The sequence below is a fragment of the Planococcus notacanthi genome (assembly GCF_030407825.1).
Lineage (GTDB): Bacteria > Bacillota > Bacilli > Bacillales_A > Planococcaceae > Planococcus > Planococcus notacanthi.
The window spans coordinates 319,291-345,297 of record NZ_JASDCQ010000001.1; the positions used below are offsets into that span (position 1 = coordinate 319,291).

Sequence of the window (26,007 nt, forward strand, 5' to 3'; positions counted from 1 at the left end):
GGAAACAGAGAATGGCGAAAAACAAATGGTCCAGATATTTAGCATTGCCGATGTTGTCTTTTGTAATGGTCTTGGCAGCTTGTTCCGGAGACGATACGTCTAAAGAAGAAGGCGGGGAAAAAGAAGCCGACGGCGGACAGGATCTGAAGAATGGCGGCATGTACTCAATTGAAGATTTCGACAATGTAAAAACAAATGAAGGGGAAGCCATTGATGGCGGAACCGTTACATTCGGTTTGGTGTCGGATACAGTATTTGAAGGAACATTGAACTGGAACTTCTACTCCGGTGCACCGGATGCTGAAATTTTGAACTGGTTTGATGAAGGTCTATTAACATGGGATGAAAACTATGTGTATACCAATGATGGAGCTGCAACATATGAAGTTTCAGAAGATGGCCGTACATTTACCTTCAAAATTGGCGACAATGTCAATTGGCATGACGGCGAACCTGTAACTGCAGAAGATTGGCTATTTGCGCACGAAGTAATCGGTAACCCTGATTATGACGGCCCTCGCTACAATACTGATTTCACCAACATTGAAGGAATGGAAGAGTATAACAGCGGGAAAGCTGATACAATTTCAGGCATTGAAGTGATCGATGAAAAAACCTTGTCGATTACGTATATCGAATCAACACCTTCTCTATTAACAGGAAGTATCTGGACTTACCCATTGGCTAAGCACATCTTCGGAGACATGGCAGTTGCTGATATCTCGTCTTCACCTGAAGTGCGTGAAAAGCCAATCGGTTTTGGGCCATTCAAAGTGGACAGCATCGTACCTGGAGAGTCTGTGACTCTTTCTAAAAACGAAGACTACTGGCGCGGAGAACCAAAACTTGATGGTGTAACAATTAAAGTAATCAGCAGTTCGACAGTCGTTCAGGAATTGGAAACTGGCGGTGTTGACCTGGTAAGTGATTTCCCTGTAGATCAATTCCCGGATAACGCTGAAATGTCGAACGTAGAGTATTTGGGAACAATTGATCGTGCTTATACGTATATCGGCTTCAAGCAGGGAACATGGGATGCTGAAAACAACCGTGTTGCGTATGACCCAGAATCGAAAATGGGCGATGTAGAGCTTCGCCAAGCAATGTGGCATGCAGTGGATAACGCAGCTGTCGGCGAAAAATTCTATAACGGTTTGCGTTGGAATGCTACAACATTGATTCCGCCATCCCATCCTGAATTCCATGATGAAAACAATAAAGGCAGAGAATACGATCCTGAAGTCGCTAAACAACTTTTGGAAGAAGCTGGATATGTTGATACAGATGATGACGGTTTCCGTGAAGATCCAGAAGGCAACCCATTGGAAATCAATTTCGTTTCTATGACTGGCGGCGATACAGCTGAGCCTTTGGCACAATACTATGTTCAGTCTTGGGAAGCTGTTGGTTTGAACGTGAATTTGGAAATGGTTGAGTTTAACTCGTTCTACGATCGTGTAGGTAACGGCGGAGAAGATGATCCAAGCGTAGATGTTTACCAAGCAGCTTGGGGAGTTGGAATTGACGTAGATCCTTCAGGTCTGTACGGCGCTGACACATTGTACAACTTCGGCCGTTGGGAAAATGAAGAAAATGATCGCCTTCTAGCAGAAGGCCGTTCAGAAAAAGCATTTGACCTAGCATACCGCCAAGAAGTTTACAACGAATGGCAGCAATTGATGGTTGACGAAGTACCGGTATTCCCTACGCTATACCGTGCACTATTGGCTCCTGTCAATAAACGCGTAATGAACTATGCAATCGGTGATGGCACTGGAGTGTACTTGTCTGATCTTGCGGTAAACGCAGAATCAGCAGAAGTAGCTGAATAAAAGAACATGGAAAAGGAGCTGCGAATTCGCAGCTCCTTTTTGTATATTTTATTTTCTTTTCCGTCCAAGACCCATAGCGTTTTCCATTTTCTTCAACGTTTTATTTGCCAGATAATTGGCTTTTTCAGCACCAGCATCGAGTATCGCATCCAGCTCTTCAGAACCGAGAAGCGCAGCGTAGCGTTCTTGGATCGGTGCCAAATGTTCAGTGACGGCTTTGGCAACAGAAGCTTTAAAATCTCCGTAGCCGGAACCTTCATATTTAGCCACCAGACTATCAATGCTTTCTGCGGTCAATGCAGCTTCAATAGTCAACAAGTTCGCAACACCAGGCTTGTTGATCGGATCGTAGCTGACTACTCCTTCAGAATCCGTGACAGCGCTCTTGATTTTTTTCTCGATCGTTTTCAGGTCATCCAATAAAGTAATGATGGCTTTTTTATTGGTATCGGATTTGCTCATCTTTTTCGACGGATCTTGCAAGGACATGATGCGTGCTCCGTTCTTGGGCACGCGAATATCAGGGATCGTAAAGATGTCGTTGTATTTGCGGTTGAAGCGTTCTGCCAAATCACGTGTCAGTTCGATATGCTGCTTTTGATCATCGCCGACAGGGACGATATCCGTCTGATACAAAAGAATATCGGCTGCCATCAATGGTGGGTAAGTCAATAATCCTGCTAGAACAGACGTGTTTTTCGCGGACTTGTCTTTGTACTGGGTCATGCGCTCAAGTTCACCGATAGTGGAGACGCATTGCAGCATCCATCCGGCTTGTGCATGGGCAGGAACTTCAGATTGGATAAACAAAGTGACTTTTTCCGGATCGATTCCGACAGCCAAATAGAGAGCTGCTAAAGCACGAATGTTATTCCGGAGCTCTAAACGATCCTGGGGCATTGTAATGGCATGTTGGTCGACGATGCAGAAGATGCAATCATACTCGTCCTGCAAATCTGTAAATTGCTTAAACGCTCCTATGTAATTTCCGAGTGTCACCGTACCAGTAGGCTGAACGCCTGAAAAAATTTTCTTCATCAATATTCCTCCTCAAAGTAAAAAACACAGCACACACCCCTAAAAGAAGGGACGAATGATGTGTTTTCCGCGGTACCACCCTAGTTGCCGTCACCGGCCACTCTTCTTCATAACGTGAAGAACACGGAACCGGCTACTCCACGTTCACCGGTTCAGCTCAAAAGCCCATTCAATGCAATCCTCCATCTGTTTCCACCAACCACAGACTCTCTTTATAGAAGGAACTGCATTTACTCTTCTTTTTCATCGCTCAATATATGTCTTATTATTATAATACATAAGCGATTTGAGGTGCAATGTTAGAAGCTGTAAATCATCAGGCAAATTCCCATGATCAGCATAGTGACTGCACCTGTGGTCAACAGCAGAGAACTGGAAAATCCCAATGCTTCGGATGGGGGACGCATTTCATCATCATCCAGTGTGGATTTCAGCTTAAAAGCTTTTCTCATGCTGATGGTGAATATATCAAATACGCCTGTACGGACGACGAAAACCCACAAACCGAAAAACAGCAGAACGCCACCGTAAATAAATGAGTTGTTGATATAGGACAACAAGGAAAGATTTTCTGCCCGGAAAAATATTGTCACGAAAATCAATACTTGGATAATTACTAAAGAGAAACCTATTTTCTTCAAAACTCGCACCTCGATTCTTATCAATTGTAGAAGAAATTAAAAAAAAAATCAAAAATTCTTTATTTATCTTAGACGGCGAAAACGCTTACAAATCCAATATTCTGGCGCTTTTATGTAATGTTAATGTAACGCAATTGTTACAAGAGTGTAAAAATTTCCAAAAAAAGTTCTGTACAACAAAAAAAAATTATGTATAATTAGCAGTGTACCAAGTTTTCAGAAAATTCGAGGGGGTCAATTTAGTGAAGAACAGCAAGATTTTTTGGCTACTAAGCCTAGTTTTAGTACTAAGTGCTTTTCTAGCAGCATGTGGGGGCGGCGATAACGCTGACACTGGGACTGAAACTACAGACGAAAAAGAAGGTACAGAGACAGCTGGGGATTTAGACTCAGTACAAGAACTTAACTTGATGGAAAGCGCAGAAATTCCAACAATGGATTCGGCAATCGCTGAAGACACAGTAGCTTTCAATATCTTGAATAACGTAAACGAAGGACTATTTCGTTTAGATCAAGAAAACATCGCTATTCCGGCATTGGCTGAAGGCGAGCCAGAAGTAAGCGAAGACGGTTTGACATACACGTTTAAATTGCGTGATGCTAACTGGTCAGATGGTACTCCTGTAACAGCTGAAGATTTCGTGTTCTCTTGGCAGCGTGCGATTGATCCTGCAACTGGATCTCCTTATGGTCCATACATGATGAGCGGAACAATCCTTAACGCTACAGCAATTTCTGAAGGTTCTATGGATAAAGCAGAACTAGGCGTTAAAGCTATTGATGAAAAAACTCTTGAAGTAAAACTTGAACGCCCGGTTCCATATTTCATGTCATTAATGGCATTCGGAACTTTCTACCCGCAAAACGAAGCGTTTGTTACTGAAAAAGGCGATGCATATGCGTCTAACTCTGACAACCTTCTTTTCAACGGACCATTCACACTTACTGATTGGGACGGCACTGGCTTGACTTGGAAAATGCAGAAAAATCCTGAGTACTGGGATGCTGAAACAGTTAAACTTGAAACAATCAATGTTGACGTAGTTAAAGAACCTGCTACTTCAGTGAACTTGTACAACTCAGGTGAAAAAGACCAAGCAATCCTAAGTGGAGAATTTGCATTGCAGTATGGCGATAACGAAGAAGTAGTAACTGATTTGGAGCCAACTGTATTTTACTTGAAATTTAACCAAGAACGTGAAGGAGCAGCAACAGCTCTTAAAAACGTAAATATCCGTAAAGCAATTGCAACAGCTTTCAACAAACAAGATCTAGCAGATGTTGTATTGGCGAATGGTTCACTTCCTGCAAACTTCTTAGTTCCAACTGAATTCACTTTTGATGAAAGCAAAAAAGATTTCCGTGAAGTAAACGGAGACATGCTTGAATTCAACGCTGAAGAAGCTAAGAAACTTTGGGCTAAAGGCTTAGAGGAAGAAGGCTTGACTGAAGTCACTTTGGAATTGCTTGGTGGCGATACAGAAACAGCTAAGAACATGGATGCATATTTGAAAGATCAACTTGAAACAAATCTTGAAGGTTTGACAGTTAATCTGAAAGCAGTACCTTTTGCAGTTCGTCTTGAACTTGACGAAGCACAGGATTATGACATCCAAACATCTGGATGGGGCCCTGATTACCAAGATCCAATGACTTTCATTGACTTGTTCGTAACAGGATCTTCACACAACTTGATGTCTTATTCTAACGAAGAATTTGATAAATTAGTAGAATCTGCTAAAGCAGAACTTGCACAAGATCCAGCTGCGCGTTGGGAAGCAATGGCTAAAGCTGAAAAAATCTTGTTAGAAGACGATGCAGCGATTGCACCAATTTACCAACGTGGTGAAAAAGCTCTTCAAAAACCTTACGTTAACGGTATCATCAAACACCCATTCGGTGGGGAATACAGCTATAAGTGGGCTTCTATTTCTGGAAAAGAATAATTTAATCCCGTTACTGTAAAAACAAAATAGAAGGAGAGTATATCGCATTGTTAGGACGATATACTCTCTTTTCTAATGTAAAGGAATTAACCGAAAATTAACGGTTTTCTGCTAACTCATGAATATAACAAGACTCTGTTTATTATGCATAGAGCTTGTCAAATAGACTTATTTTTGGAGGTGCACAATGGGTAAATATATTGGCAAACGTTTAATTTATATGGTTATCACTCTGGCTTTAATCGCTACGTTCACGTTCTTCTTGATGAATGTACTACCAGGTTCCCCAATCGCTTCCGCAGATAAATTAACTCCAGATCAAAGAGCAGTTGTAGAGGCAAGATATGGCTTGGACAAACCTCTTCCGGTTCAGTATTTTGATTACATGTTCGGGTTAGTGCAAGGAGATTTAGGGATTTCCATTAACCAATTTAAAGGCGCAGATGTAACAGATGTTATTTTAAGCCGTATGGGTCCTTCAGCTCAAATTGGTTTCCAAGGTATGCTGATCGGAACTGTGCTTGGAATTCTATTGGGCATGGTTGCCGCTTTAAGGCAAAACACATGGATGGATTACACCAGTACGTTTATCGCTATTGTTGGTATTTCAATTCCGTCCTTCGTTTTTGCATCTTTACTGCAATATTGGTTCGGATTGAAATGGGAATTGTTCCCGGTTGCATTATGGAAAGACGGCTTTATGTCCAGCGTTCTGCCATCCATCGCGTTGGCCATGTTCCCGCTTGCGACAGCTGCACGTTTTATCCGTACTGAAATGATTGAAGTACTGGGTTCGGATTACATCACCTTGGCGAAAGCCAAAGGCGCAAGCGGTTCAGAAATCGCATTCAAGCATGCATTCCGTAACGCATTGATTCCATTGATTACAGTTCTTGGGCCAATGGCAGTATCCATCCTTACTGGATCACTCGTAGTGGAACAGATTTTCGCAATTCCGGGCATCGGGGAACAATTCGTTAAATCGATCATGGTCAGTGATTTCTCCATCATTATGGGAACCACTATCTTCTTCTCAGTATTCTTGATTGTCATCATTTTACTGGTCGATATTCTCTATGGTGTCATTGATCCTCGTATCCGTCTTTCAGGAGGTAAAAGTTAATGACTCAAAAAATCGATAAAATTCCGGAACTGCCGAAAGGCTCGTTTGAACGCATTACATTAGATGCACATCAAGCGGAACGCATCACAAAGCCGAGTGTCAGCTTCTGGCAAGATGCCTGGTACCGTATCCGCAAAAACAAAGGCGCTTTATTCAGCATTGTGTTATTTGGTCTAATCGTCATTATGGCGTTTTTAGGGCCGGTCATCAGCCCGTATGCACCAAATGCCCAAACTATTACTCACGCTAACTTGCCACCAAAGATCCCAGTCATTGAAAAATTGGGGATCCTTGATGGAGTCGGAACTTTAGGCGGCAAAGAAGTCGATTTGTATGAAATGAAAAACGTTGAAGTCAACTACTGGTTCGGAACTGATGGACTTGGCCGTGATATGTTCTCACGTGTCTGGAAAGGGACTCAAGTATCCCTATTCATTGCTTTCGTTGCAGCAGCGATTGATATGTTGATCGGCGTCATCTACGGCGGGATTTCCGGTTACTTTGGCGGACGTGTGGATGATTTCATGCAACGGGTCGTTGAAATTTTAACAGGTATTCCAAACCTTGTTGTGGTTATCCTGTTCATTCTAATCATGGATCCGGGAATACTAGCCATCATCATCGCTCTGACGATAACCGGTTGGACAGGGATGTCTCGAGTTGTCCGTGGCCAGGTGCTTAAGTACAAGAGCCAGGAATTCGTTTTGGCCGCCCGCACGTTGGGTGCCAGCGACACTCGTATAATCTGGAAGCATTTGATGCCTAACGTATTAGGCGTAATCATCATCAATACCATGTTTACAATTCCAAGCGCTATTTTCTTTGAAGCTTTCTTGAGCTTTATTGGATTGGGGCTGCAGGCACCGGATGCTTCACTCGGAACATTGATTAACGATGGCTATGCGTTAATTCAGTTCGCACCGCATATCTTAGCGTTCCCAGCTATCTTGCTAAGTTTGATCATGATTGCATTTAACTTAATCGGTGATGGACTTCGAGATGCCCTCGATCCGAAGATGAAAGATTAAGGAGGAAAGTTTAAAATGGAGAAAATTTTACAAGTGAAAAACCTTGAGCTTTCCTTTAACACCCAAGGCGGGGAAGTTAAAGCGATACGCGGGGTTAACTTTGATCTAAATAAAGGTGAAACGTTGGCAATCGTAGGGGAGTCGGGTTCAGGCAAATCTGTAACGACGAAATCGATTATGCGTTTGCTGCCTGAAAGTTCCGCTGAGTTCAAAAATGGCGAAATTCTATTTGGCGGCCGTGATTTGACGAAGTTGAGCGATAAAGAAATGCAGAAAATCCGCGGAAAAGAAATTTCGATGATTTTCCAGGATCCAATGACTTCCTTGAATCCGACAATGCCAATCGGCCGGCAGCTGACAGAACCTTTGCTGAAGCATCAAAAGATCAGCAAAAATGAAGCAAAAAAAGTAGCGATCGATTTATTGCGCATGGTCGGTATGCCGAAACCTGAATTGCGGATGAAGCAATATCCGCACCAATTCTCAGGTGGACAGCGCCAGCGTATTGTTATCGCCATCTCACTCGCCTGCAATCCGAAGATCCTGATTGCGGATGAGCCGACAACAGCACTTGATGTGACAATCCAAGCGCAGATTCTGGAATTGATGAAAGATCTGCAGAAGAAAATCGATACATCAATCATTTTCATTACCCATGACCTTGGAGTTGTGGCGAACGTAGCTGATCGTGTGGCGGTTATGTACGGCGGGAAAATCGTCGAAATCGGTACAGTCGATGAAATTTTCTATAACCCGCAGCATCCTTATACATGGGGCTTATTGAGCTCCATGCCTTCATTGGACACGGAGGATGCCAAGTTGTATGCAATTCCAGGAACGCCACCTGATTTATTGGATCCGCCAAAAGGAGATGCTTTCGCGCTTCGCAGCGAATACGCTCTGAAAATTGATATGGAGCAAAACCCTCCTTTCTTTAAAGTCAGCGATACGCATTCAGCTGCCACTTGGTTGTTGCATCCGGATGCGCCGCAGGTAGAACCGCCTTTAACTGTCATTGAACGAATGAAGAAATTCCCAGGAAGCAGATATTATGAAGGGGGCGCGGTGTAATGGCTGAAAAATTACTGGAAATCAAAAACCTGAAACAATATTTCAACATCGGCAAAGCCAATGAAGTCCGCGCAGTAGATGACATCAGCTTTGATATTTACAAAGGTGAGACCCTCGGATTGGTTGGAGAGTCAGGTTGTGGGAAATCGACTACTGGCCGTTCCATCATCCGTTTATATGATGCAACAGATGGGGATGTCTTCTATGAAGGTGAGAATGTCCATGGCAAAAAGTCCAAGCAGGACTTGAAGAAATTCAACCGTAAAATGCAGATGATTTTCCAGGATCCCTATGCTTCGTTAAATCAGCGTATGAAAGTTATGGATATCATTGCTGAAGGCATCGATATCCATGGTTTGGCGAAAAACTCGACTGAACGGAAAAAAATGGTTTACGATTTGTTGGAAACTGTTGGTTTGAACAAAGAGCACGCTAACCGTTACCCGCATGAATTCTCGGGTGGACAGCGCCAGCGTCTTGGCATAGCCCGTGCTTTGGCAGTAGATCCGGATTTCATCATTGCGGATGAGCCGATCTCTGCATTGGATGTATCCATCCAAGCTCAGGTCGTCAACTTATTGAAAGAACTTCAACAGGAAAAAGGGTTGACGTTCTTGTTTATTGCCCACGATTTATCGATGGTCAAGTACATTTCTGATCGCATTGGTGTCATGTATTTCGGAAAATTGGTGGAGTTGGCTCCTGCAGAGGAGTTGTACAATAATCCGTTGCATCCTTATACGCAATCACTGTTGTCAGCTATTCCATTGCCTGACCCCAACTATGAACGCAACCGGATCCGCAAGTCCTACGATCCGGCCATCCATAAATACACAGAAGCTGATGACGTGCGTATGAGAGAAATCAGTCCTGGCCATTTTGTTCAATGCTCAGAACGTGAATTCGAATCGATTAAATCAGCATCAGTGTCGAAGTAACAGCAAAACGATGTCCTAATGGGCATCGTTCTTTTTTTTTTGGGAACAATCTATTGGCTGGCATAGTGAAAGAGTTATCAATAGCTGCATCCAGGCGGATGATTTCTTATTTCAATTAGTCAGATAAATGTTAGAATGGAATAACACTGGATATTAAAGTTTATTCATATAAGGAGGGCTCTGAGCTAAGGAGCCGATTTAGGTGATTGATCAAATTAGAAGGCGGGTAAGCAAGTATAAATAACTTGGCGTAAAAGTGGAATAAGGGGTGCAAGAAGATGGCGAAATCATTGAAGACAGCAGTAATTCTTACAGCAGGCGTTTTATTGGCAAGTGTTGACAACGTTTATGCAGCTGAAGAAAGCGAAACACCGGATTTTACACCGCGTACATACAATACAATAGAACTTGATTCGAGTGTTTTGGCAGCTTCCCAGTTGTTTAAATTTGATTCAGGCCTCGAATTTGCCTATCCGGATGCCGTTCGGGGGATTTTTGTAACAGCTCATTCTGCAGGCGGGGAGCGGTTTGGATCACTGGTTGAACTGGTGGAGCAAACAGAATTGAATGCCATGGTCATCGATATCAAAGAAGATTTTGGCCATTTGACATACATACCGGAAGACGGCTCAGCACTGGCGGAACTTGGATTGGGCCAGCCTTTGATTAAAAACCCAAGAGCTATGCTGGAGCAGCTGGAAGAAAAAGAAATCTATCCTATCGCTCGCGTGGTGGTATTTAAAGATACCGTACTGGCGGAACAGCAGCCTGAGCTGACATTTATGGATGGAGAACAGGTCTGGAAAAATAATCGCGGAGAATCATTCGTCAATCCATTCTTGAAAGAAGTGTGGGACTACAATGTCCAAATTGCTATCGAAGCCGCTAAGCTTGGTTTTAAGGAAATTCAATTCGACTATGTCCGTTTTCCGGAAGGATTTGAACACCGTGCTGATGATCTCAGCTATTCGCTCGGGGATTACGCAAACTCTGATGCTGATCCGATACAGCGGCGAGTAGAGGCGGTAACGGATTTTGTTGCCTATGCAAAAGAACAATTAGAACCGTATGAAGTGGATGTATCGGTCGATATTTTCGGCTATGCGGCAACACTGCCGGAAGCTCCAGGCATCGGCCAGAACTTTTCCAAGATTTCTGAGAATGTGGATGTCATCTCATCGATGATTTATCCAAGCCACTGGACCTCTTACTTTGGAATTGCCAAGCCGGATCTCGAACCTTATAATCTGGTTGCGGAATATGCCAAGGTGGAAAACCAGGTGTTGGGTGCTTTGGAAAATCCGCCAGTTTCGAGGCCTTGGCTTCAGGATTTCACCGCCAGCTATCTTGGATCAGGCAACTATCTGCGGTATGGAAAAGCAGAAGTGGAAGCTCAGATCAAGGCGTTGAACGATAATGGAATTGAAGAGTTTCTTCTTTGGAATGCAGGGAATACTTATTCTAAAGGTGTGGATTATACGCCTTAAGCTGGTTCGTGGGATTGTGAATAGGGTGTTTGGCTAAGGAAATAAAAATATCTTATAGCAATCATAAATTTAGATGGAACTATTTTCAGTTTGAAACGTAATATATACTAGAATCGATTTTCAAAAAGAAGCTGTAACTGAGAATAAAAAATTTTAGTTTGGAAGTTTACGACAAAAGAAAATGGGGTAAATTTAAATATACAAGCTTACAAGTATAAAGAATGTATAGCGAATATGTGACAAAAAGCTTGAAATTTAATTTTTTTACTGAAATACACTATTAAATTCATCCCATACATTGTATAATGAATGTAGAGCCTCTAAACTATAATGATTCTAATTTGAAAAATGAACCACACTAAATTTTCATGAATCCGAAAGGAAGTGCTCCATTATGATGGTTACATTATTCACGTCCCCGAGCTGCACATCTTGCAGAAAAGCAAAAGCTTGGCTTGAGGAACACGAAATTCCATATACAGAACGCAACATTTTCTCTGAACCTTTGACAATCAGTGAAATCAAAGAAATCTTACGTATGACTGAAGACGGTACAGATGAAATCATCTCAACCCGTTCTAAAATATTCCAAAAATTGAATGTAGATGTTGAAAGTTTACCACTTCAGCGTTTATACGAATTAATTCAGGAACATCCAGGATTGCTGCGCCGTCCGATCATCATGGATGAAAAGCGTCTGCAAGTCGGCTATAACGAAGATGAAATCCGTCGATTCCTACCGCGTAAAGTTAGAGCTTATCAACTGCTTGAAGCTCAGCGAATGGTAAACTAACAATAAGCACATCAGCTGTCCGGTCTTTATGGTATTTCATAATAGATCCTGGGGCAGCTTTTCTTTATTTTAATTAGTTGCATAAATCAGTTAAGTGATTTAAACTCTATGTACTTGTAACTTGTCTTTGGAAGATAGGCATAAACTTTTTCTTTGCTTGCAAAAGAAGTTATACTTATTAGAAGCAACACAAGCACGGCTCGGAGGAAGGTTCTCTTAGTCCAAACCGTAAAGGAGAGGTGTAAAATGGAAATAGAACGCATTAACGACAACACAGTTAAATTTTACATTTCCTATCTCGACGTTGAAGAGCGAGGGTTTAGCCGTGACGAAATCTGGTTTAACAGAGATAAGAGCGAAGAACTTTTTTGGGAAATGATGGATGAAGTTAATGAAGAAGCCGATTTCGTAATGGAAGGCCCTCTGTGGATCCAAGTCCAAGCGATGGATAAAGGACTCGAAGTCACAGTAACACGTGCTCAATTGACTAAAGATGGGCAAAAGCTTGATTTGCCTGATGACATAGAGGAACGCCGCAAAATGTTTGCAAGTGAAGATGCGGTGACTCCCGAATTTGATGAATTCGAACCGGTTTTTGATGAACCCGATATTAAGAAACTTGAATATACATTTGTCTTCTCAGAAGTGGAAGAACTATTGCCAATTGCACGGCGCTTGATGTATGTGCCGATTGAATCTGCGGTTTATCACTTTGAGAACAAATACTACCTTTACACAAGTTTTGATGAAATTCTTCATTCTGAAGAAGATATCAAAAACAATGTCAGCATCATCACAGAGTATTTGCGCATATCACCTGTTACAGTTCACCGACTTGAAGAATACGGCAAGCCCATCTTCAAAGAAGACGCGCTCTCAAATGTACTGCATTACTTTGGCTAAGGCCTCCTTTACAGGAGGTCTTTTTTTATTGCCAAAATAGGCTGGATTCCATAGAATGGAAAAAAGGAGAGTGATTGATATATTAGTGGCTAAAACAGAACAACAGGAATTGTTTTATTTGACCGGACAACACGATAGGCATGAACTTCAGTACATTCGCACCCAGCGTCGATTCTTTTGCCCATCCTGCCAAGCTCCATTGCTTTTAAAAATTGGCGTAATCAACATCCCTCATTTTGCCCATCGGACTCTTTCAGGCTGCGACCACTACAGCGAACCTGAATCATCTTTACACCTTCAAGGAAAACTCCTTCTCCATCAATTCTTCAAACAGCGGAACTTTAAAGTCAATCTGGAAAACTACTTGCCTGAAATCCGGCAGCGTGCAGATCTTCTGGTAGATGGCCAATATGCCATTGAGTTCCAATGCAGCACCATATCACCTGAGGACCTCCAGCAGCGCTCGCAAGGCTATCGGCGATTAGACATCAAGGACATATGGATTAAAGGCTTACAAGAGCCCTGCAATGAAGGAATCGGCTTGTTGCGATTGAAATCCCACGAAATTGCCATGCAGCAGAAAAGGGGAGCGCTTCCTTTCATTCTTTTGTTTTTCCCTCCGGCTAATCGATTTTATTATCACTCCAATTTATTGTTCATCAGTTCAAATCGGTGGGTGGGCAAAACGAAGTCGATTTCAGCTGCTATGCAGGTCTTTCCATTTGCAGTTCCGAAGCCGCTGTCGAAAGCGGAGTTCAAAACAGTGATGGAAATTTTTAAGGCTGAAAAAAAGCGCTATATCCGAAATCAGCTGTACGCTGAAAATCGGATTAGAAACGTTTATTGCCGTCTTTGCTACGAGTTGCGAATGGATATGGCAAATGTACCAGAGTTCATCGGTATCCCAGTCAGAGGCGCCCAGTGTTTCAAAGAACCTGTAGTGTTGTGGCAATTGCATGCTGTGGCTGCACAGGAAAAAAAGATTCCGCTTCGTGACTTGATCCGTTCGGGCAAACTGACATTGAGTGCCGGTACGCAAGAAGGACAGGCAGCAGCAGTTTTGGAAGATTACCTTTCCTGTTTTCTGTCTTTTGGAGGAAGTGCCTTGACTGATAACAGTCTTTTGGATATCGTCTACCATAACTATTGCAAAACCTTGTGAAAATTGAGAAAATAAGGTGTAGTTCGATTCCCGAAAGAGTGGGACAGAGGAGGAAATTAAATGGTTGAGAAAGTATTGGCAAGAGAAGAAATACCAACAGAACTGACGTGGAGATTGGAAGATATATTTGAAACCGACGAGCTGTGGGAAAAAGAGTTTGTAGAAGTTGCAGCTCTTGGAGATAAAGCCGAATCCTATCAAGGGAAATTGCAGGAAAATGCGGAAGCGCTCTATGAGGTGCTGGTCTATAAAGATGAGTTGACTGAACGCTTAAGACGCCTTTACACGTATTCCCATATGCGCTATGACCAAGACACCACCAATTCAAAATATCAGGCGTTGGATAGCCGCGTAAAGTCTTTGTTTGCGAAAGTATCAGCGGGCTTGTCCTTCCTGACACCGGAAATTTTGGCGCTGGAGGAATCCGTCTTAAATGACTATGTTGAAAACCATGAAGGCTTGAGTTTATACAAACAAGCACTCGAAGAATTAAATTCATTGCGTCCTCATGTCTTACCGGCAGAACAGGAATCCCTGCTTGCCCAAATGTCTGAAGTAAGCCGTGCTTCTTCCGAAACGTTCGGCATGCTGAATAATGCAGATCTTGAATTCCCGGAAATTGAAGATGAATCGGGCGAAAAAGTACAGATTACACATGGCAACTATATTCGCTTCCTTGAAAGCAAAGACCGCCGTGTGCGGGAAGATGCATTTAAAGCCGTTTATGCGACATATGGCAAATTCCGCAATACGTTCGCTTCTACACTTTCAGGCAATATTAAGCGTGATAACGTCAATGCGCGGATCCGTAAATTCGAATCGGCTCGCCAGGCAGCTTTAGCTGATGACCATATTCCGGAAGCGGTTTACGATAATCTGGTGGAGACCATCAATAATAACCTTCACCTCTTGCACCGTTACGCTGCCCTGCGCAAAGAAGTGCTTGGCATCGATAAGGTTCATATGTGGGATATGCATACGCCATTGGTCAAAGAAGTGAAAATGGAGATTCCATACGAAAAAGCCACTGGCATCATGCTTAAAGGCCTTGAAGCACTTGGAGAAGAATATGTTGGCATCGTCAAAGAAGGCATCGATAATCGCTGGGTGGACGTCAAGGAAAACAAAGGCAAGCGCAGTGGAGCCTATTCTTCGGGTACTTATGGAACAAACCCGTATATCCTGATGAACTGGCAGGACAACGTCGATAACCTGTTCACATTGGCGCATGAGTTCGGCCATAGTGTCCACAGTTATTATACGCGCGCCAATCAGCCGTATATTTACGGCGATTATTCAATTTTCGTGGCAGAAGTGGCTTCTACCACCAACGAAGCCCTTTTGAATGAATACATGGTCAACGCCACTGAAGATGATCAGGAACGCATCTATCTGCTGAACCACTGGTTGGATGGATTCCGTGGGACGGTGTTCCGCCAAACCATGTTTGCTGAATTCGAGCATATGATGCACAAAATGGATCAGGATGGCGAAGCGCTGACTGCAGACCGCCTGACAGAAGTTTATTATGAACTGAATCAGAAATATTTCGGACCGGATGTAGCAGTCGATGAAGAAATCGGTTTGGAGTGGGCGAGAATCCCGCATTTCTACTATAATTACTATGTGTTCCAATATGCGACAGGCTTCAGTGCAGCAACTGCCTTGAGCAAAGGGATCCTAGAAGAAGGACAACCCGCTGTCGGCCGCTATATCAATGAATTCCTGAAAGCCGGCAGCTCGGATTATCCGATTGAAGTGCTGAAAAAAGCCGGTGTCGATATGACACAATCAAAAGCCGTTGAAGAAGCCTGCAAAGTGTTCGAACAAAAACTTAATGAGCTTGAGAAACTATTGTTGAATAAATAAGAAGGAAGAGAAACTAACGATATTAGTTAGTTTCTCTTTTCTATTTGTTATTACACAATAGTTAAGTTCAAACAGACATTGGATAATACACAGCTCGTTTATGACAAATTTGTGAAAGTCTTTGTGAATTATTGCATTAACTATTATGCCGTGCTAAGATTAGGTTGTGAAATAAATCACATACAAACATACACCCCTTTGTTTGAGCGTGAACATTTCTCCCATCCCCTTTGTGTAATATAGAAAGGCGCCTTCCGGACGTGGAAGGCGCCTTTCGCTTTTTCGCATCTTTATTGGGCAGACTTTCGATTCGATTCAGATACTTTCTAATTCAACCCAAATACTTTCCAATAAATACGGAATACTTTCCGTTTCAGCACAAATACTTTCTATTACAGAATATATACTTTCCATAGCCATCTTGACGCCAAAAAAATAGCCTGTCTCCCCCAAAAGGGGAGGCAGGCTATTTTACTTTCCATATGGTTTCTTTTGCCATGCAGATGCGTTCCAGTTTTTGTTGGAGCACTTGTTTTTTCAGTTCGCATTCGGCTGTTTGTTCGGAAATATTATAAATAGAAGCAATTTCTCTAGTGGCCATTGTCGAGTATTTAGTAAAAAGATCATCCAAGGGTGGCGGGGACTGACGATTTAAGCTTTCTTCACCCATCATCTCTTGCAAAATTGTCTGGTAGACATCGTATGAATAAAGTCCGGATACTTTAACACCTTCATCTTCAATGCATTCATTGAAAAATACGATGCTTGGCACTTCGTTGATTTCCATTTCACGTGTAATCTGTAAGTCGCATTGGAAAGCTTTTGCGGTATGTACAGAGTGGAAGTCCAATTTGAACTCTTCTTGATCCAATTCTGCTTCTTCCGCAATTTCCAGTAAAACATTATATGAAGAAACATCTTTTGATTGAAGGAACAAGTGCTCCTGCAATTTGTGCAGGAATCGGTTTCCAGAACGTTTTCCCTGAAGCTCTGCTGCTTTAATCGCCACAGACGGCAAAACAGGATGGGTTAAGTTGTTCGTGTCGATGTTTGATGAAAGTGTTCCTTTATTTAAATTGAGCAGCTGTGTACTCAATACAATACGCATAGAAAAGTAATGGCCGTATTCGATCTGGAGTTTCCGTATAACTGCTTGAAGCTCCCAACATTCTGGGTTCAAGGGGTCTACGAAAACATACAACTCCATTGGTTTAAAAGAATTCGCAGGTTCACGAATTTCCTGGACCAAATCTAGATTGCTCACTCCAACTCCTCCTCACTGTCAGACTCATTGATCATGTGATGTGCAGTTAAAACAAGTCGATTGTATAAGGTTTCACGGAATTTTCCGCTCAATCCCACCTCGTCCATTGCTTCACTCATGCACTCAAGCCAAGCCTGAGCTCTAGCAGGCGTTATTGCGAATGGATTATGTCTTGCTTTTAGTCTCGGATGCCCATGTTCTTCTGAATACAAATTCGGTCCACCTAAATATTGGGTTAAGAATTGTTTTTGTTTACGGGCGGTCTCGGAAAGGTCATCTGGAAAAATAGGCTGCAGCTTTGGATGTGCCGCTACGCGAGCATAAAATGCATCGACTAACTGTGATAATGTTTCCGCACCAATCTCTTCGTACGGAATAATCGGTTTTCCAGTCATCATCGTGTCTCCTTTGCTTTAGCTGTAAACTCATTCTAACAACGCAGCACAAATATCTCAAACAAATCGATTGAACAGTTGGGAAAATTAGGCAATAAAATTTATTTGTCAACAGAACGGACAGAAGCAGAATTCATGAAGCGGGCGATTTTCTTGTCGGCGGGACGCTGTGGAATGTCTTGCTGCTGCAGGAAATCCAAGAAGCGTTTTTGGCCATTTTCAGCATCAGCTACTTCGAATTCCAATTCAAAATCTTCATGGCCGTTGTACTCGGAATGGTCAATCACCAGAAGCCCATCCAGATAGTCGAACTCTGCACGATGAGTGGTCAATGTGCCGATCGATTCTAATTGCGCCAATGGAATATCGAGCTCCTGCAGGGCAAGCGAAACTTCAGGTGCTTCAAAAGTCTTTAATTCCAGCATGCGGCGCGCTTGTTCTCTGGTCAATTTATCAGTGATTTCGTAATGTCCGACTGGCGCCGGAATCTTTAACGTACATTCGAAGCGCCCCTGTTTATTGCGGATGCGAAGAGCGCCGAGCTTGTTCTTCAATTGAAAGTCGGGCGTGTCAAAATAATGGTTGTGCTGGGTTTTAGGCCCGTTGTGGAAAGCAGAAAAATCCTTCAGTAAACGCATGTATTCTTCTTTAGTGAGCATGTTTTTAAATTCGATTTCAAGTTCTTTTGTCATAAGATGCACCTCTCTAGTAACTTCATTATCGGATAGTTTAGCGCAAACTGCAACGAATGGCAGAGCTGTGTTAAAATATCATTATCAGGAAGCCAGAGAGGATGTATGAATTTGCATAAATTAGTAGCTGTATCTAGGACTGAAATTACCGACAATGAAATAGAATTCATTATTGAAGAAACAGAACCTGTCGAAGCAATTGAAGCTTCTGGCCAAATGCTGACAGATTCCGACAACCAGGCGTTTGTCTACTTGTTGGATACGGGTACTGACTATATATACGTTCAATTTGATATACATACATGGCCGGCGTTGACTAAAGCGCTTCAGTTTAAAAACGTCCCCCTTTTAACGTGGGGCAAGCAAGTTATGCCTTTGGCAAATTTCCACGACGAACTATGGATGCTGGTGGAGAATATAGAAGGCAATGACAATTATGGTGAAGCGTTCCGCATCGCTGTTGAACAGGCATTTCATGAGGCACTTGCTTCAAGATCTTAAAGAGAAGTGAGGAGGACCGGAAATGGGTCAATGGAATCGATTTTTAGCACCATATAAACAAGCCGTAGATGAATTGAAAGTGAAATTTAAAGGAATGCGCAGCCAATTTGAAAATGGCAATACAAATTCCCCAATCGAGTTTGTTACAGGCCGAGTCAAGCCTCTAGCGAGTATCTATGACAAGACGCTGGAAAAAGGCATCCCGTTCGAGCCTTCTGAACAATTGGCCCACCAGTTGCAGGACATTGCCGGAATCCGGATGATGTGCCAATTTGTCGGTGACATCGAAACGGTAGTCAGTCTGCTCAGACAACGCAAGGATCTGCGCATTGTTGAAGAAAAAGATTATATTTCCAATGAAAAGCAAAGCGGTTACCGGTCTTATCATGTCATCGTAGAATATCCGGTCCAGACCATTGATGGGGAACAGCTGATTTTGGCTGAAATCCAAATACGTACTTTAGCGATGAATTTCTGGGCCTCGATTGAGCATTCCTTGAATTACAAATATAAAGGTGTTTTTCCGGAAGAGATAAAGAATCGCCTGCAGCGAGCGGCGGAAGCCGCGTTTCAATTGGACGAGGAAATGTCGCAAATCCGGGATGAAATTCAGGAAGCTCAAGCTTATTTTACTGAATTTAAGGAATCGCCTGGAACCCATTTCCGAACCGACAGAGAAGGAGGTCGATCTGAAAGATGAAGTTTTATATTATATCGAGAACGGACAAATTATCCAATGAATTGATGGCCACTGCAAAGAATTACCTGGAGGACTTTGGGATGGAATGGAACGAAGAGGCACCGGATGTTGTCTTATCGATTGGTGGAGACGGCACGCTTCTTCACGCCTTCCATAAATACAGTGAAAAACTGGCGGATGTAGCTTTTGTCGGGATACATACGGGCCATCTTGGTTTTTATGCCGACTGGAAGCCGATCGAAATCGAAAAATTGGTTTTATCGATTGCCAAAAAAGATTATGAAGTGATCGAATATCCATTGCTTGAGGTTAGCATCCACTATCAGAACCTCGATGAGCCGGCTGTTTATCTGGCGTTGAATGAGTCAACTGTGAAATCTCCGGATGTCACATTGGTGATGGATGTCTTTTTGAATGAAAGCCATTTTGAGCGTTTCAGAGGAGACGGCCTGTGCATGTCGACGCCTTCTGGCAGTACGGCCTACAACAAAGCGCTTGGCGGGGCGATCATCCATCCGTCCTTGCAGGCGATGCAATTGACGGAGATGGCCTCCATCAATAACCGGGTTTTCCGCACAGTCGGTTCACCATTGGTTTTGCCTGCGCATCACAGATGTGCGTTGCGCCCGGTCAAGGCGCCGGATTTCATGGTGACAGTTGACCATCTGCAATTGCTTCATAAAGATGTAAAATCAATCGAATACAAAGTGGCCAGCGAAAAAGTCCGTTTTGCCAGATTCCGTTCATTCCCGTTCTGGCAGCGTGTCCACGACTCCTTCATTGACAGCGAGCTTTCAGATTGAACGCCATGAAACCTTTTCAACTGACGTATACTGCTGAAAGCCAAAGCCTGCTGCGTGAAGCATTGGGAGAATGGGGCATCTCCAAACGAACGTTGGCTTCCGTCAAGTATGGCGGCGGACAAATTTTAGTGAATGGTGCAGAGGTAACGGTCAGGCATCCCCTTGAAAAAGGCGATGCGGTGACCGTTATTTTTCCGAACGAAGAACATGGCAAGGGCCTGCTGGCAGAAGACGGGAACCTGGATATTGTCTACGAGGATGATGCTTTGCTGATTGTCGAGAAACCCCCTTTGCAGAACACGATTCCTTCTCGCGAGCATCCCTTTGGAAGCCTGGCCAATATTGTAGCCAAGCACTTTAATGACCACGGAATCCCTTCGACTTTGCACATTGCCACACGGTTGGACCGCGATACGTCCGGCCTTGTCTGTATTGCAAAAAACCGCCACATCCATCATATGATCTCCATGCAGCAGCAGGAGAAGAAGATGAAGCGGCGGTATGAGGCCTTGGTTCATGGGCTTGTAGAAAAGGACGAATTTACAATAACGGCTCCGATTGGACGGAAAAATACAAGCATCATTGAACGGGAAGTCCGTGAAGACGGGCAATTTGCGGAAACCGAAGTACGGGTGATTAAAAGGCTTCCCGATTATTCGCATATCAGCCTCCAGTTGAATACTGGAAGGACCCATCAGATCCGTGTGCATTTAGCCCATATCGCCCACCCTTTAGTTGGAGATGATTTGTACGGCGGCAAAAGGGAACGGTTGGACCGCCAGGCGCTTCACTGTACGGAATTGGAATTGATCCATCCGGTTTCCGGAGAGAAATTGTTTTTCAGTTCTTCGTTGAATGAGGACATGCAGGCATTGGTTTAATTGTAGATGTGAAAACGGTCGGGTTGGTAGGGCTGCTGAGATGGAACAGAGACGATTTCTTTTTCGGGATAGCGAAATGCCGTCAAGGCACCGCCGAACACACAGCCGGTATCGATATTAACGGTCCGGTTGATGACATAAGGTTCAGCGGTCGGCGTATGGCCATAGACCACCCACTTCGTTCCTTTGTATGTTTTAGCCCAGTCGCGCCGGATAGGGCGCCCGTCGTCATGGAATCTGCCTGTGATGTCACCATACAGCACAAAAACCGCGATGCCTTTGCTCAGCGGCTTGCCGATCATTTCAGCCTTTAAACCCGCGTGGGCGACAATCAAATCATGTTCAAGCTGCTGATAATGAGGAAGCTGCTCATAGAAATGGATATAGCGTTTCCGGAACTGCTGCCTTTCCTGTTTGGGCAACTGTTCCCATTCGGCGACAGTCATTTCCAGTCCATGGGCAAGCTGAACATTATGCCCTTTGAAAAAACGGAAAAGTTTATTGCAATGATTTCCAGGGGAATAGTAAAGGATGCCTTCATCCTGCATGGCGAACAGTAGGCGCAGGACGTTCAACGACTCTGGTCCACGGTCCATCGCATCACCGACAAACGCCAGCTTTCTGTTTTCAGGATGGATGAATACATCGCCCTGTTTCTGGTAACCTAAGCGTTCGACGAGCTGCAATAGTTCTTGGTAGCAGCCATGGATGTCGCCGATGATATCGTATTTCAAGTAAACCACCTCTTTAATGAAAAATTTACTATACAGTTCTATAGTGAAGCGTATAGACTACTATAGCAAGCAGACACAATCCTCGAAAGGAGGGAGTATACATGATGGAAGAAAAAGTTATACGTGATGAGGAAATGAACGACGCATTGTTCAATGAATTGCTTATCCGCGGAGATGTTAAAGAATTCCGTGATGAGTTTTTATCGCACCATCCATACGACCAGGCAAGTTTTTATGAAAAGGCGGATTCCGCCACTAGGCAAGTGCTGTATCAGTATCTCTCTCCTAAAGAGATGGCAGATCTCTTTGAAGCAATCGAAGTGGACGATGATGATTACGAAGATTTGTTCCGCGAGATGGATGCTAGTTATGCCGCTGATCTCTTGTCCTATATGTACACGGATGACGCGGTCGATGTCTTAAACGAATTGAATAAAGAACAAGTCGCCAGTTACTTGACGATTATGGACAAAGACTCGGCGCAGCAAATTAAAGACTTGCTGCATTATGAGGAATATACTGCAGGTTCCATTATGACGACGGAGTTTGTGGCTATCCCGAAAAACTCCACTGTCCGTTCCGCGATGAACATTCTTCGCAATGCCGCTCCGAATGCGGAAACCATCTATTATGTGTTTGTGGTAGATGATGATCAAAAGCTTTCAGGCATCGTGACGTTGCGTGATTTGATTCTGGCGGAAGAAGATACTCTGATCAGCTCCATCATGAATGACCGGGTCGTCAGTGTCTCTGTCAGCGAAGACCAGGAAGAAGTGGCACGGATGATCAAAGATTATGATTTCCTGGCCATGCCGGTTGTCGATTATCAGCACCATCTGCTCGGCATCATCACCGTCGATGACATCATTGACGTGCTGGAAGAAGAAGCATCAGATGACTACTCCAAACTGGCCGCTGTCTCGGATATGGACACGTTTGACAAAGGATCCTTTACCGCGGCTAAAAAACGGCTGCCTTGGTTGATTTTATTGACGTTCCTTGGAATGCTGACGGCTAACCTCATGGGTATGTTCGAAGCGACATTGGATCAGGTAGCGTTGCTTGCTGTCTTTATTCCGCTTATTGCGGGAATGGCAGGGAACAGCGGAACTCAAGCTTTGGCCGTAGCAGTCCGTGGGATTGCGACAGGAGACATCGAAGAAGAAAGCAAGATCAAGCTGTTGTTCCGGGAAGCCGGCACAGGTCTGATTACAGGCGTGGTCTGTGGCATCGTAGTGGTAGGCTTAGTGTACTTCTGGAAAGGTGAATTGCTGATCGGTGTATTGGTCGGAACCGCTGTTTCCAGCTCTATTTTTGTGGCGACTCTTGCGGGTTCGTTCATTCCATTATTGATTCACCGGATGAAGATTGATCCGGCTGTCGCTTCAGGACCCTTTATCACTACTTTAAATGACATCATTTCCATTTTGATTTATTTAGGTTTAGCGACAACGTTCCTAGGCAGCCTCTAGAAAAGTGCGAATTGCACTTTTCTTTTTTGTGATGTATTATTAGTACCAGGTAATAATAACAGATGCAGGAGGAATGGACATGTCAATATCATTAGAAGGAAAGACTTTTGTCATTATGGGAGTAGCCAACAAGCGGAGCATCGCTTGGGGAATCGCACGTTCGTTGGATCAATCGGGAGCTAACCTGATTTTCACTTATGCAGGTGAGCGCTTTGAAAAATCTGTGCGTGATTTGGTGGCTACGTTGGATGGCAACCACGAACTGATTTTGCCATGTGACGTGACAAATGACGAAGCTGTAGCAGAATGCTTTACGGCCATTAAGGAACAGGTGGGCACCATCCACGGTCTTGCGCATTGCATCGCTTTCGCGAAGAACGAGGAACTGGCGGGAGATTTTTCGGATACGTCAAGAGACGGATTCTTGCTGGCACAAAACATCAGTGCATACTCATTGACCAATATTGCCAAAAACGCCAAGCCATTGATGGCTGAAGGCGGAAGCATTGTAGCTTTGACATACATCGGCGGCGAGCGCGTTATGCCGAATTACAATGTCATGGGCGTTGCAAAAGCTTCTCTTGAAATGTCGGTGCGTTATTTAGCAGCAGATCTGGGGCGTCATGGCATTCGTGTCAATGCGATTTCTTCAGGTCCGATTCGTACACTTTCTTCTAAAGGAGTCAGTGATTTCAATTCGATTTTGCATGAAATCGAAGAAAAAGCGCCATTGCGCCGCAACACTACACCGGAAGAAGTGGGCGATACAGCAGCATTCCTCTTCAGCGACATGTCTCGCGGGATTACAGGGGAAACCATCCATGTAGACAGCGGATACCATATCCTTTAAAGAACACAAAAAACAGGGCGACCAGATTAGCGGTCGTCCTGTTTTTTCATGTCTGCAAAACCATCAGTTAACGACTTTTTCCATCGATTTGTGAGGGATTCCCGCATCCATGAATTCTTCTGATGTCACTTCATAGCCGATATTTTCATAAAAGGAGATAGCGTGGGTCTGGGCATTCAATTTAAGTCTGAAAATCCCGTTTGTCCGTGCATACTCTTCCATCTCGTTCATCATCATGACACCGATATGCTGTCCACGGTACTCGGGGAGCACGCATACCCGTTCGACTTTGCCGAGGCCAGCTTCTACTTCCCGCATCCGTCCGGCAGCAATCGGCTGTTCAAGCTGATAGCCGACAAAATGAATGGCACTGTCATCGTATTCATCCATTTCAAGATGAACCGGAACTTTCTGCTCTTCCACAAAAACTTTTCTGCGGATATCAAAGGCTTGTTCTTTTTCCAATTGGTTTTCGGTTATTTTTACTTTCAGCACTTATTGATCATCTCCAGTTAATCGGAATGTCTCGTAGACCGTCCATGAACCATCTTCCAATTGATAAAGTAAATGAATGCGGTCAATAATTTCTTCGTGGTCGATGCCTGCCATCTTCAATTGGGCGAAAACATCGGCATGTTCGGTATCAGACAATTTCTGTCCAATCGTAACATGCGGCACGAAAGAATGCTTCGGCATACCGCCAAAGAAATCGGAATGTAAGTCTTCATGCAACGCTGAGATATCAGCATTCGGTTCCACTTTGAAATACAAAGTATTGGTGACCGGAGAAAACGTGCTGACACGCGTCGCGTGCAATTTAAACGGTTTATGGCGTTTTGCGATGTTCTGCATTTCTGCCGCAACGTCTTTTATTTTTGATGCGTCCGCCTCAAATGGATCTTTTAATGTCATGTGAGGGGTGATCAGTTCATAATGCGGATCATAGCGTTTTCTGTATGAGTTTGCGATATCCTGCAATTTTTTTGAAGGAAAAGCTGCTACTCCATATTTCATCCTAATGACCTCCTTGTCTGTAATGACCATTTCTCTGAATGCCACCAGTTAGTCCTGACGCCTCATCAGCTTCTACATACCGAAGTTCTGAATCAATGCACGCCGCAAATCTGGCTGCCAATGCTTCCAAGTATGGTCTCCATCAAATTCTTCATAAAAGATCGAAAACCCTTTATTTTTCATTAAATTATTTAATTTCCGGTTAGGTTCAACAAAATCTTCTGTTCCGCCATTGCTCAGTTTGACTGCTGTTTCTTCTTTTCCGATGACGTGGTAAACGGTGAAAGAATTCGCTGAATTAAAGGCTTCGACTGCTTTTAGCATGTCTTCGCCGACTTTTGGTGACTGCAGAATGACGCGGCCGAATATATTCGGGTATTTCAAAGCTGCCATTAGCGATACTGTTGCAGCCAGCGAATCCCCAATCAATGCACGGCCCATGCCGACCTGATAGGTCGGGTATTTTTCATCCAGGAAAGGCACCAGCTCATGTGCTAAAAAGCGCACGTATGCACCATGCTGTTCACCGGTCGGTTCGTATTTTTTATTGCGGTCGGGCACGCTCTTATAAGGCACGCCGACCACGATGATATTTTCGATTTCCTGATTCGCCAATAACTCATCTACGACACGCGGAATCCGCCCTAATTGAAAATAATCCTTGCCATCTGAAGCGATGACCAGTGTGTATTTGTACAAGGGTGAAAAATTGGAAGGAAGGTAGACAAGCAATTGCATGTCTTCTTGAAGTTCCTTGCTGTAAATGGATAAATCTTCTACCTTTCCAGTAGTCATTTATATGCCTCCTCTAGTGGTTTGTAAGAAAATTGTACCATACTGGATGGACAAGGTATAATGGGAAAAGAACAC

The 26,007-nt window shown here is 43.6% G+C and carries 26 protein-coding genes and 1 other annotated feature; of the genes, 17 read left to right on the forward strand and 9 right to left on the reverse strand.

What is annotated here, in order from left to right:
- The first annotated feature begins 11 nt into the window (after window positions 1-11).
- The gene (gene opp4A / locus QMA01_RS01420; RefSeq protein ID WP_290184425.1) at window positions 12-1,832 is read left to right on the forward strand and encodes an oligopeptide ABC transporter substrate-binding protein; all 1,821 of its coding nucleotides are present in this window, start codon (window positions 12-14) and stop codon (window positions 1,830-1,832) included.
- A gap of 48 nt (window positions 1,833-1,880) precedes the next feature.
- On the opposite strand, the gene trpS is transcribed toward opp4A, so the two are convergent.
- The gene (gene trpS, locus QMA01_RS01425; RefSeq protein ID WP_290214167.1) at window positions 1,881-2,870 is read right to left on the reverse strand and encodes a tryptophan--tRNA ligase; all 990 of its coding nucleotides are present in this window, start codon (window positions 2,868-2,870) and stop codon (window positions 1,881-1,883) included.
- A 44-nt stretch (window positions 2,871-2,914) separates the two neighbouring features.
- Window positions 2,915-3,126, reverse strand: a binding site (T-box leader).
- 43 nt (window positions 3,127-3,169) lie between these two features.
- Window positions 3,170-3,511 carry a DUF3899 domain-containing protein gene (locus QMA01_RS01430; protein ID WP_191713870.1) on the reverse strand — a complete coding sequence of 114 codons (342 nt, stop codon included), beginning with the start codon at window positions 3,509-3,511 and terminating at the stop codon, window positions 3,170-3,172.
- A 242-nt stretch (window positions 3,512-3,753) separates the two neighbouring features.
- Here QMA01_RS01430 and QMA01_RS01435 point away from each other — a divergent pair, with 242 nt between their 5' ends.
- The 10 genes from QMA01_RS01435 to pepF all read left to right on the forward strand — a co-directional run bounded on the left by QMA01_RS01435 (window position 3,754) and on the right by pepF (window position 15,831).
- Window positions 3,754-5,457: a peptide ABC transporter substrate-binding protein gene (locus QMA01_RS01435; RefSeq protein ID WP_191713871.1), complete on the forward strand. Its 1,704-nt coding sequence runs from the start codon at window positions 3,754-3,756 to the stop codon at window positions 5,455-5,457.
- Window positions 5,458-5,644: 187 nt separating this feature from the next.
- Window positions 5,645-6,580, forward strand: a complete 936-nt coding sequence (opp3b, locus tag QMA01_RS01440) for an oligopeptide ABC transporter permease (RefSeq protein WP_191713872.1) — start codon at window positions 5,645-5,647, stop codon at window positions 6,578-6,580.
- Window positions 6,580-7,608, forward strand: coding sequence for an oligopeptide ABC transporter permease (opp3C, locus tag QMA01_RS01445; protein ID WP_191713873.1), 1,029 nt, complete (start codon window positions 6,580-6,582; stop codon window positions 7,606-7,608). Before opp3b ends, opp3C begins: the two co-directional genes overlap by 1 nt.
- A 15-nt stretch (window positions 7,609-7,623) precedes the next feature.
- On the forward strand, window positions 7,624-8,679 hold the full coding sequence (locus QMA01_RS01450) for an ABC transporter ATP-binding protein (protein WP_191713874.1): 1,056 nt from the start codon (window positions 7,624-7,626) through the stop codon (window positions 8,677-8,679).
- Window positions 8,679-9,617 (forward strand): ABC transporter ATP-binding protein, encoded by a 939-nt coding sequence (locus tag QMA01_RS01455; protein ID WP_191713875.1) that lies wholly within the window; start codon window positions 8,679-8,681, stop codon window positions 9,615-9,617. Before QMA01_RS01450 ends, QMA01_RS01455 begins: the two co-directional genes overlap by 1 nt.
- 278 nt (window positions 9,618-9,895) lie before the next feature.
- Window positions 9,896-11,104: a putative glycoside hydrolase gene (locus QMA01_RS01460; protein ID WP_290214168.1), complete on the forward strand. Its 1,209-nt coding sequence runs from the start codon at window positions 9,896-9,898 to the stop codon at window positions 11,102-11,104.
- Window positions 11,105-11,501: 397 nt separating this feature from the next.
- Window positions 11,502-11,897 carry a transcriptional regulator SpxA gene (gene spxA / locus QMA01_RS01465; protein WP_006829729.1) on the forward strand — a complete coding sequence of 132 codons (396 nt, stop codon included), beginning with the start codon at window positions 11,502-11,504 and terminating at the stop codon, window positions 11,895-11,897.
- A gap of 246 nt (window positions 11,898-12,143) precedes the next feature.
- Window positions 12,144-12,800, forward strand: a complete 657-nt coding sequence (gene mecA, locus QMA01_RS01470; protein ID WP_191713877.1) for an adaptor protein MecA — start codon at window positions 12,144-12,146, stop codon at window positions 12,798-12,800.
- Between the two features lie 70 nt (window positions 12,801-12,870).
- The gene (locus QMA01_RS01475; protein ID WP_290214169.1) at window positions 12,871-13,962 is read left to right on the forward strand and encodes a competence protein CoiA; all 1,092 of its coding nucleotides are present in this window, start codon (window positions 12,871-12,873) and stop codon (window positions 13,960-13,962) included.
- Window positions 13,963-14,022: 60 nt separating this feature from the next.
- Window positions 14,023-15,831 carry an oligoendopeptidase F gene (pepF, locus tag QMA01_RS01480; RefSeq protein WP_290214170.1) on the forward strand — a complete coding sequence of 603 codons (1,809 nt, stop codon included), beginning with the start codon at window positions 14,023-14,025 and terminating at the stop codon, window positions 15,829-15,831.
- Between the two features lie 466 nt (window positions 15,832-16,297).
- Here pepF and QMA01_RS01485 read toward each other — a convergent pair whose 3' ends face one another.
- From QMA01_RS01485 to QMA01_RS01495, 3 genes are all read right to left on the reverse strand, one after another.
- A complete protein-coding gene (locus QMA01_RS01485; protein WP_191713879.1) occupies window positions 16,298-17,095 on the reverse strand; it encodes a ClpXP adapter SpxH family protein in 798 nt (265 codons plus the stop codon).
- The gene (locus tag QMA01_RS01490) at window positions 17,092-17,490 is read right to left on the reverse strand and encodes a globin domain-containing protein (protein WP_191714486.1); all 399 of its coding nucleotides are present in this window, start codon (window positions 17,488-17,490) and stop codon (window positions 17,092-17,094) included. Before QMA01_RS01490 ends, QMA01_RS01485 begins: the two co-directional genes overlap by 4 nt.
- Before the next feature lie 101 nt (window positions 17,491-17,591).
- A complete protein-coding gene (locus tag QMA01_RS01495; RefSeq protein ID WP_290214171.1) occupies window positions 17,592-18,182 on the reverse strand; it encodes a CYTH domain-containing protein in 591 nt (196 codons plus the stop codon).
- Between the two features lie 105 nt (window positions 18,183-18,287).
- On the opposite strand from QMA01_RS01495, the gene QMA01_RS01500 reads away from it, so the two are divergent.
- The 4 genes from QMA01_RS01500 to QMA01_RS01515 are packed head-to-tail and all read left to right on the forward strand — an operon-like array spanning window position 18,288 to window position 21,067.
- Window positions 18,288-18,683 carry a UPF0738 family protein gene (locus QMA01_RS01500; protein ID WP_290214172.1) on the forward strand — a complete coding sequence of 132 codons (396 nt, stop codon included), beginning with the start codon at window positions 18,288-18,290 and terminating at the stop codon, window positions 18,681-18,683.
- A 22-nt stretch (window positions 18,684-18,705) separates the two neighbouring features.
- The gene (yjbM, locus tag QMA01_RS01505) at window positions 18,706-19,383 is read left to right on the forward strand and encodes a GTP diphosphokinase (protein ID WP_191713882.1); all 678 of its coding nucleotides are present in this window, start codon (window positions 18,706-18,708) and stop codon (window positions 19,381-19,383) included.
- A complete protein-coding gene (locus QMA01_RS01510) occupies window positions 19,380-20,186 on the forward strand; it encodes an NAD kinase (RefSeq protein ID WP_191713883.1) in 807 nt (268 codons plus the stop codon). The genes yjbM and QMA01_RS01510 overlap by 4 nt, the downstream gene beginning before the upstream one ends.
- Window positions 20,187-20,191: 5 nt before the next feature.
- Window positions 20,192-21,067, forward strand: a complete 876-nt coding sequence (locus QMA01_RS01515) for an RluA family pseudouridine synthase (protein WP_290214643.1) — start codon at window positions 20,192-20,194, stop codon at window positions 21,065-21,067.
- On the opposite strand, the gene prpE is transcribed toward QMA01_RS01515, so the two are convergent.
- Window positions 21,064-21,801 (reverse strand): bis(5'-nucleosyl)-tetraphosphatase PrpE, encoded by a 738-nt coding sequence (gene prpE, locus QMA01_RS01520; RefSeq protein ID WP_290214173.1) that lies wholly within the window; start codon window positions 21,799-21,801, stop codon window positions 21,064-21,066. The genes QMA01_RS01515 and prpE overlap by 4 nt on opposite strands.
- A 101-nt stretch (window positions 21,802-21,902) precedes the next feature.
- Here prpE and mgtE point away from each other — a divergent pair, with 101 nt between their 5' ends.
- Together mgtE and fabI are read left to right on the forward strand one after the other, a co-directional pair.
- Complete coding sequence (mgtE, locus tag QMA01_RS01525; RefSeq protein WP_191713885.1) at window positions 21,903-23,273, forward strand: magnesium transporter; 1,371 nt, start codon at window positions 21,903-21,905, stop codon at window positions 23,271-23,273.
- 79 nt (window positions 23,274-23,352) lie between these two features.
- Window positions 23,353-24,123 (forward strand): enoyl-ACP reductase FabI, encoded by a 771-nt coding sequence (gene fabI / locus QMA01_RS01530; RefSeq protein ID WP_191713886.1) that lies wholly within the window; start codon window positions 23,353-23,355, stop codon window positions 24,121-24,123.
- 63 nt (window positions 24,124-24,186) lie between these two features.
- Here the strand turns inward: fabI and QMA01_RS01535 are convergent, their stop codons facing one another.
- The 3 genes from QMA01_RS01535 to QMA01_RS01545 form a co-directional block, all read right to left on the reverse strand.
- Entirely contained in the window at window positions 24,187-24,618 is a 432-nt protein-coding gene (locus QMA01_RS01535) for a GNAT family N-acetyltransferase (protein WP_191713887.1), read from the reverse strand.
- The gene (locus QMA01_RS01540) at window positions 24,619-25,137 is read right to left on the reverse strand and encodes a YjcG family protein (protein ID WP_203339320.1); all 519 of its coding nucleotides are present in this window, start codon (window positions 25,135-25,137) and stop codon (window positions 24,619-24,621) included.
- 72 nt (window positions 25,138-25,209) lie between these two features.
- Complete coding sequence (locus tag QMA01_RS01545; protein WP_290214174.1) at window positions 25,210-25,932, reverse strand: alpha/beta hydrolase; 723 nt, start codon at window positions 25,930-25,932, stop codon at window positions 25,210-25,212.
- Between the last annotated feature and the right edge of the window lie 75 nt (window positions 25,933-26,007).

Bases quoted from the DNA above. Each gene is read 5' to 3' on its own strand.
- opp4A (WP_290184425.1), top strand. From the start codon at position 12: ATGGCGAAAAACAAATGGTCCAGATATTTAGCATTGCCGATGTTGTCT.
- trpS (WP_290214167.1), bottom strand. From the start codon at position 2,870: ATGAAGAAAATTTTTTCAGGCGTTCAGCCTACTGGTACGGTGACACTC.
- opp3b (WP_191713872.1), top strand. From the start codon at position 5,645: ATGGGTAAATATATTGGCAAACGTTTAATTTATATGGTTATCACTCTG.
- opp3C (WP_191713873.1), top strand. From the start codon at position 6,580: ATGACTCAAAAAATCGATAAAATTCCGGAACTGCCGAAAGGCTCGTTT.
- QMA01_RS01450 (WP_191713874.1), top strand. From the start codon at position 7,624: ATGGAGAAAATTTTACAAGTGAAAAACCTTGAGCTTTCCTTTAACACC.
- QMA01_RS01455 (WP_191713875.1), top strand. From the start codon at position 8,679: ATGGCTGAAAAATTACTGGAAATCAAAAACCTGAAACAATATTTCAAC.
- QMA01_RS01460 (WP_290214168.1), top strand. From the start codon at position 9,896: ATGGCGAAATCATTGAAGACAGCAGTAATTCTTACAGCAGGCGTTTTA.
- spxA (WP_006829729.1), top strand. From the start codon at position 11,502: ATGGTTACATTATTCACGTCCCCGAGCTGCACATCTTGCAGAAAAGCA.
- mecA (WP_191713877.1), top strand. From the start codon at position 12,144: ATGGAAATAGAACGCATTAACGACAACACAGTTAAATTTTACATTTCC.
- pepF (WP_290214170.1), top strand. From the start codon at position 14,023: ATGGTTGAGAAAGTATTGGCAAGAGAAGAAATACCAACAGAACTGACG.
- QMA01_RS01490 (WP_191714486.1), bottom strand. From the start codon at position 17,490: ATGACTGGAAAACCGATTATTCCGTACGAAGAGATTGGTGCGGAAACA.
- QMA01_RS01495 (WP_290214171.1), bottom strand. From the start codon at position 18,182: ATGACAAAAGAACTTGAAATCGAATTTAAAAACATGCTCACTAAAGAA.
- QMA01_RS01500 (WP_290214172.1), top strand. From the start codon at position 18,288: ATGAATTTGCATAAATTAGTAGCTGTATCTAGGACTGAAATTACCGAC.
- yjbM (WP_191713882.1), top strand. From the start codon at position 18,706: ATGGGTCAATGGAATCGATTTTTAGCACCATATAAACAAGCCGTAGAT.
- QMA01_RS01510 (WP_191713883.1), top strand. From the start codon at position 19,380: ATGAAGTTTTATATTATATCGAGAACGGACAAATTATCCAATGAATTG.
- QMA01_RS01515 (WP_290214643.1), top strand. From the start codon at position 20,192: ATGAAACCTTTTCAACTGACGTATACTGCTGAAAGCCAAAGCCTGCTG.
- mgtE (WP_191713885.1), top strand. From the start codon at position 21,903: ATGATGGAAGAAAAAGTTATACGTGATGAGGAAATGAACGACGCATTG.
- fabI (WP_191713886.1), top strand. From the start codon at position 23,353: ATGTCAATATCATTAGAAGGAAAGACTTTTGTCATTATGGGAGTAGCC.
- QMA01_RS01540 (WP_203339320.1), bottom strand. From the start codon at position 25,137: ATGAAATATGGAGTAGCAGCTTTTCCTTCAAAAAAATTGCAGGATATC.
- QMA01_RS01545 (WP_290214174.1), bottom strand. From the start codon at position 25,932: ATGACTACTGGAAAGGTAGAAGATTTATCCATTTACAGCAAGGAACTT.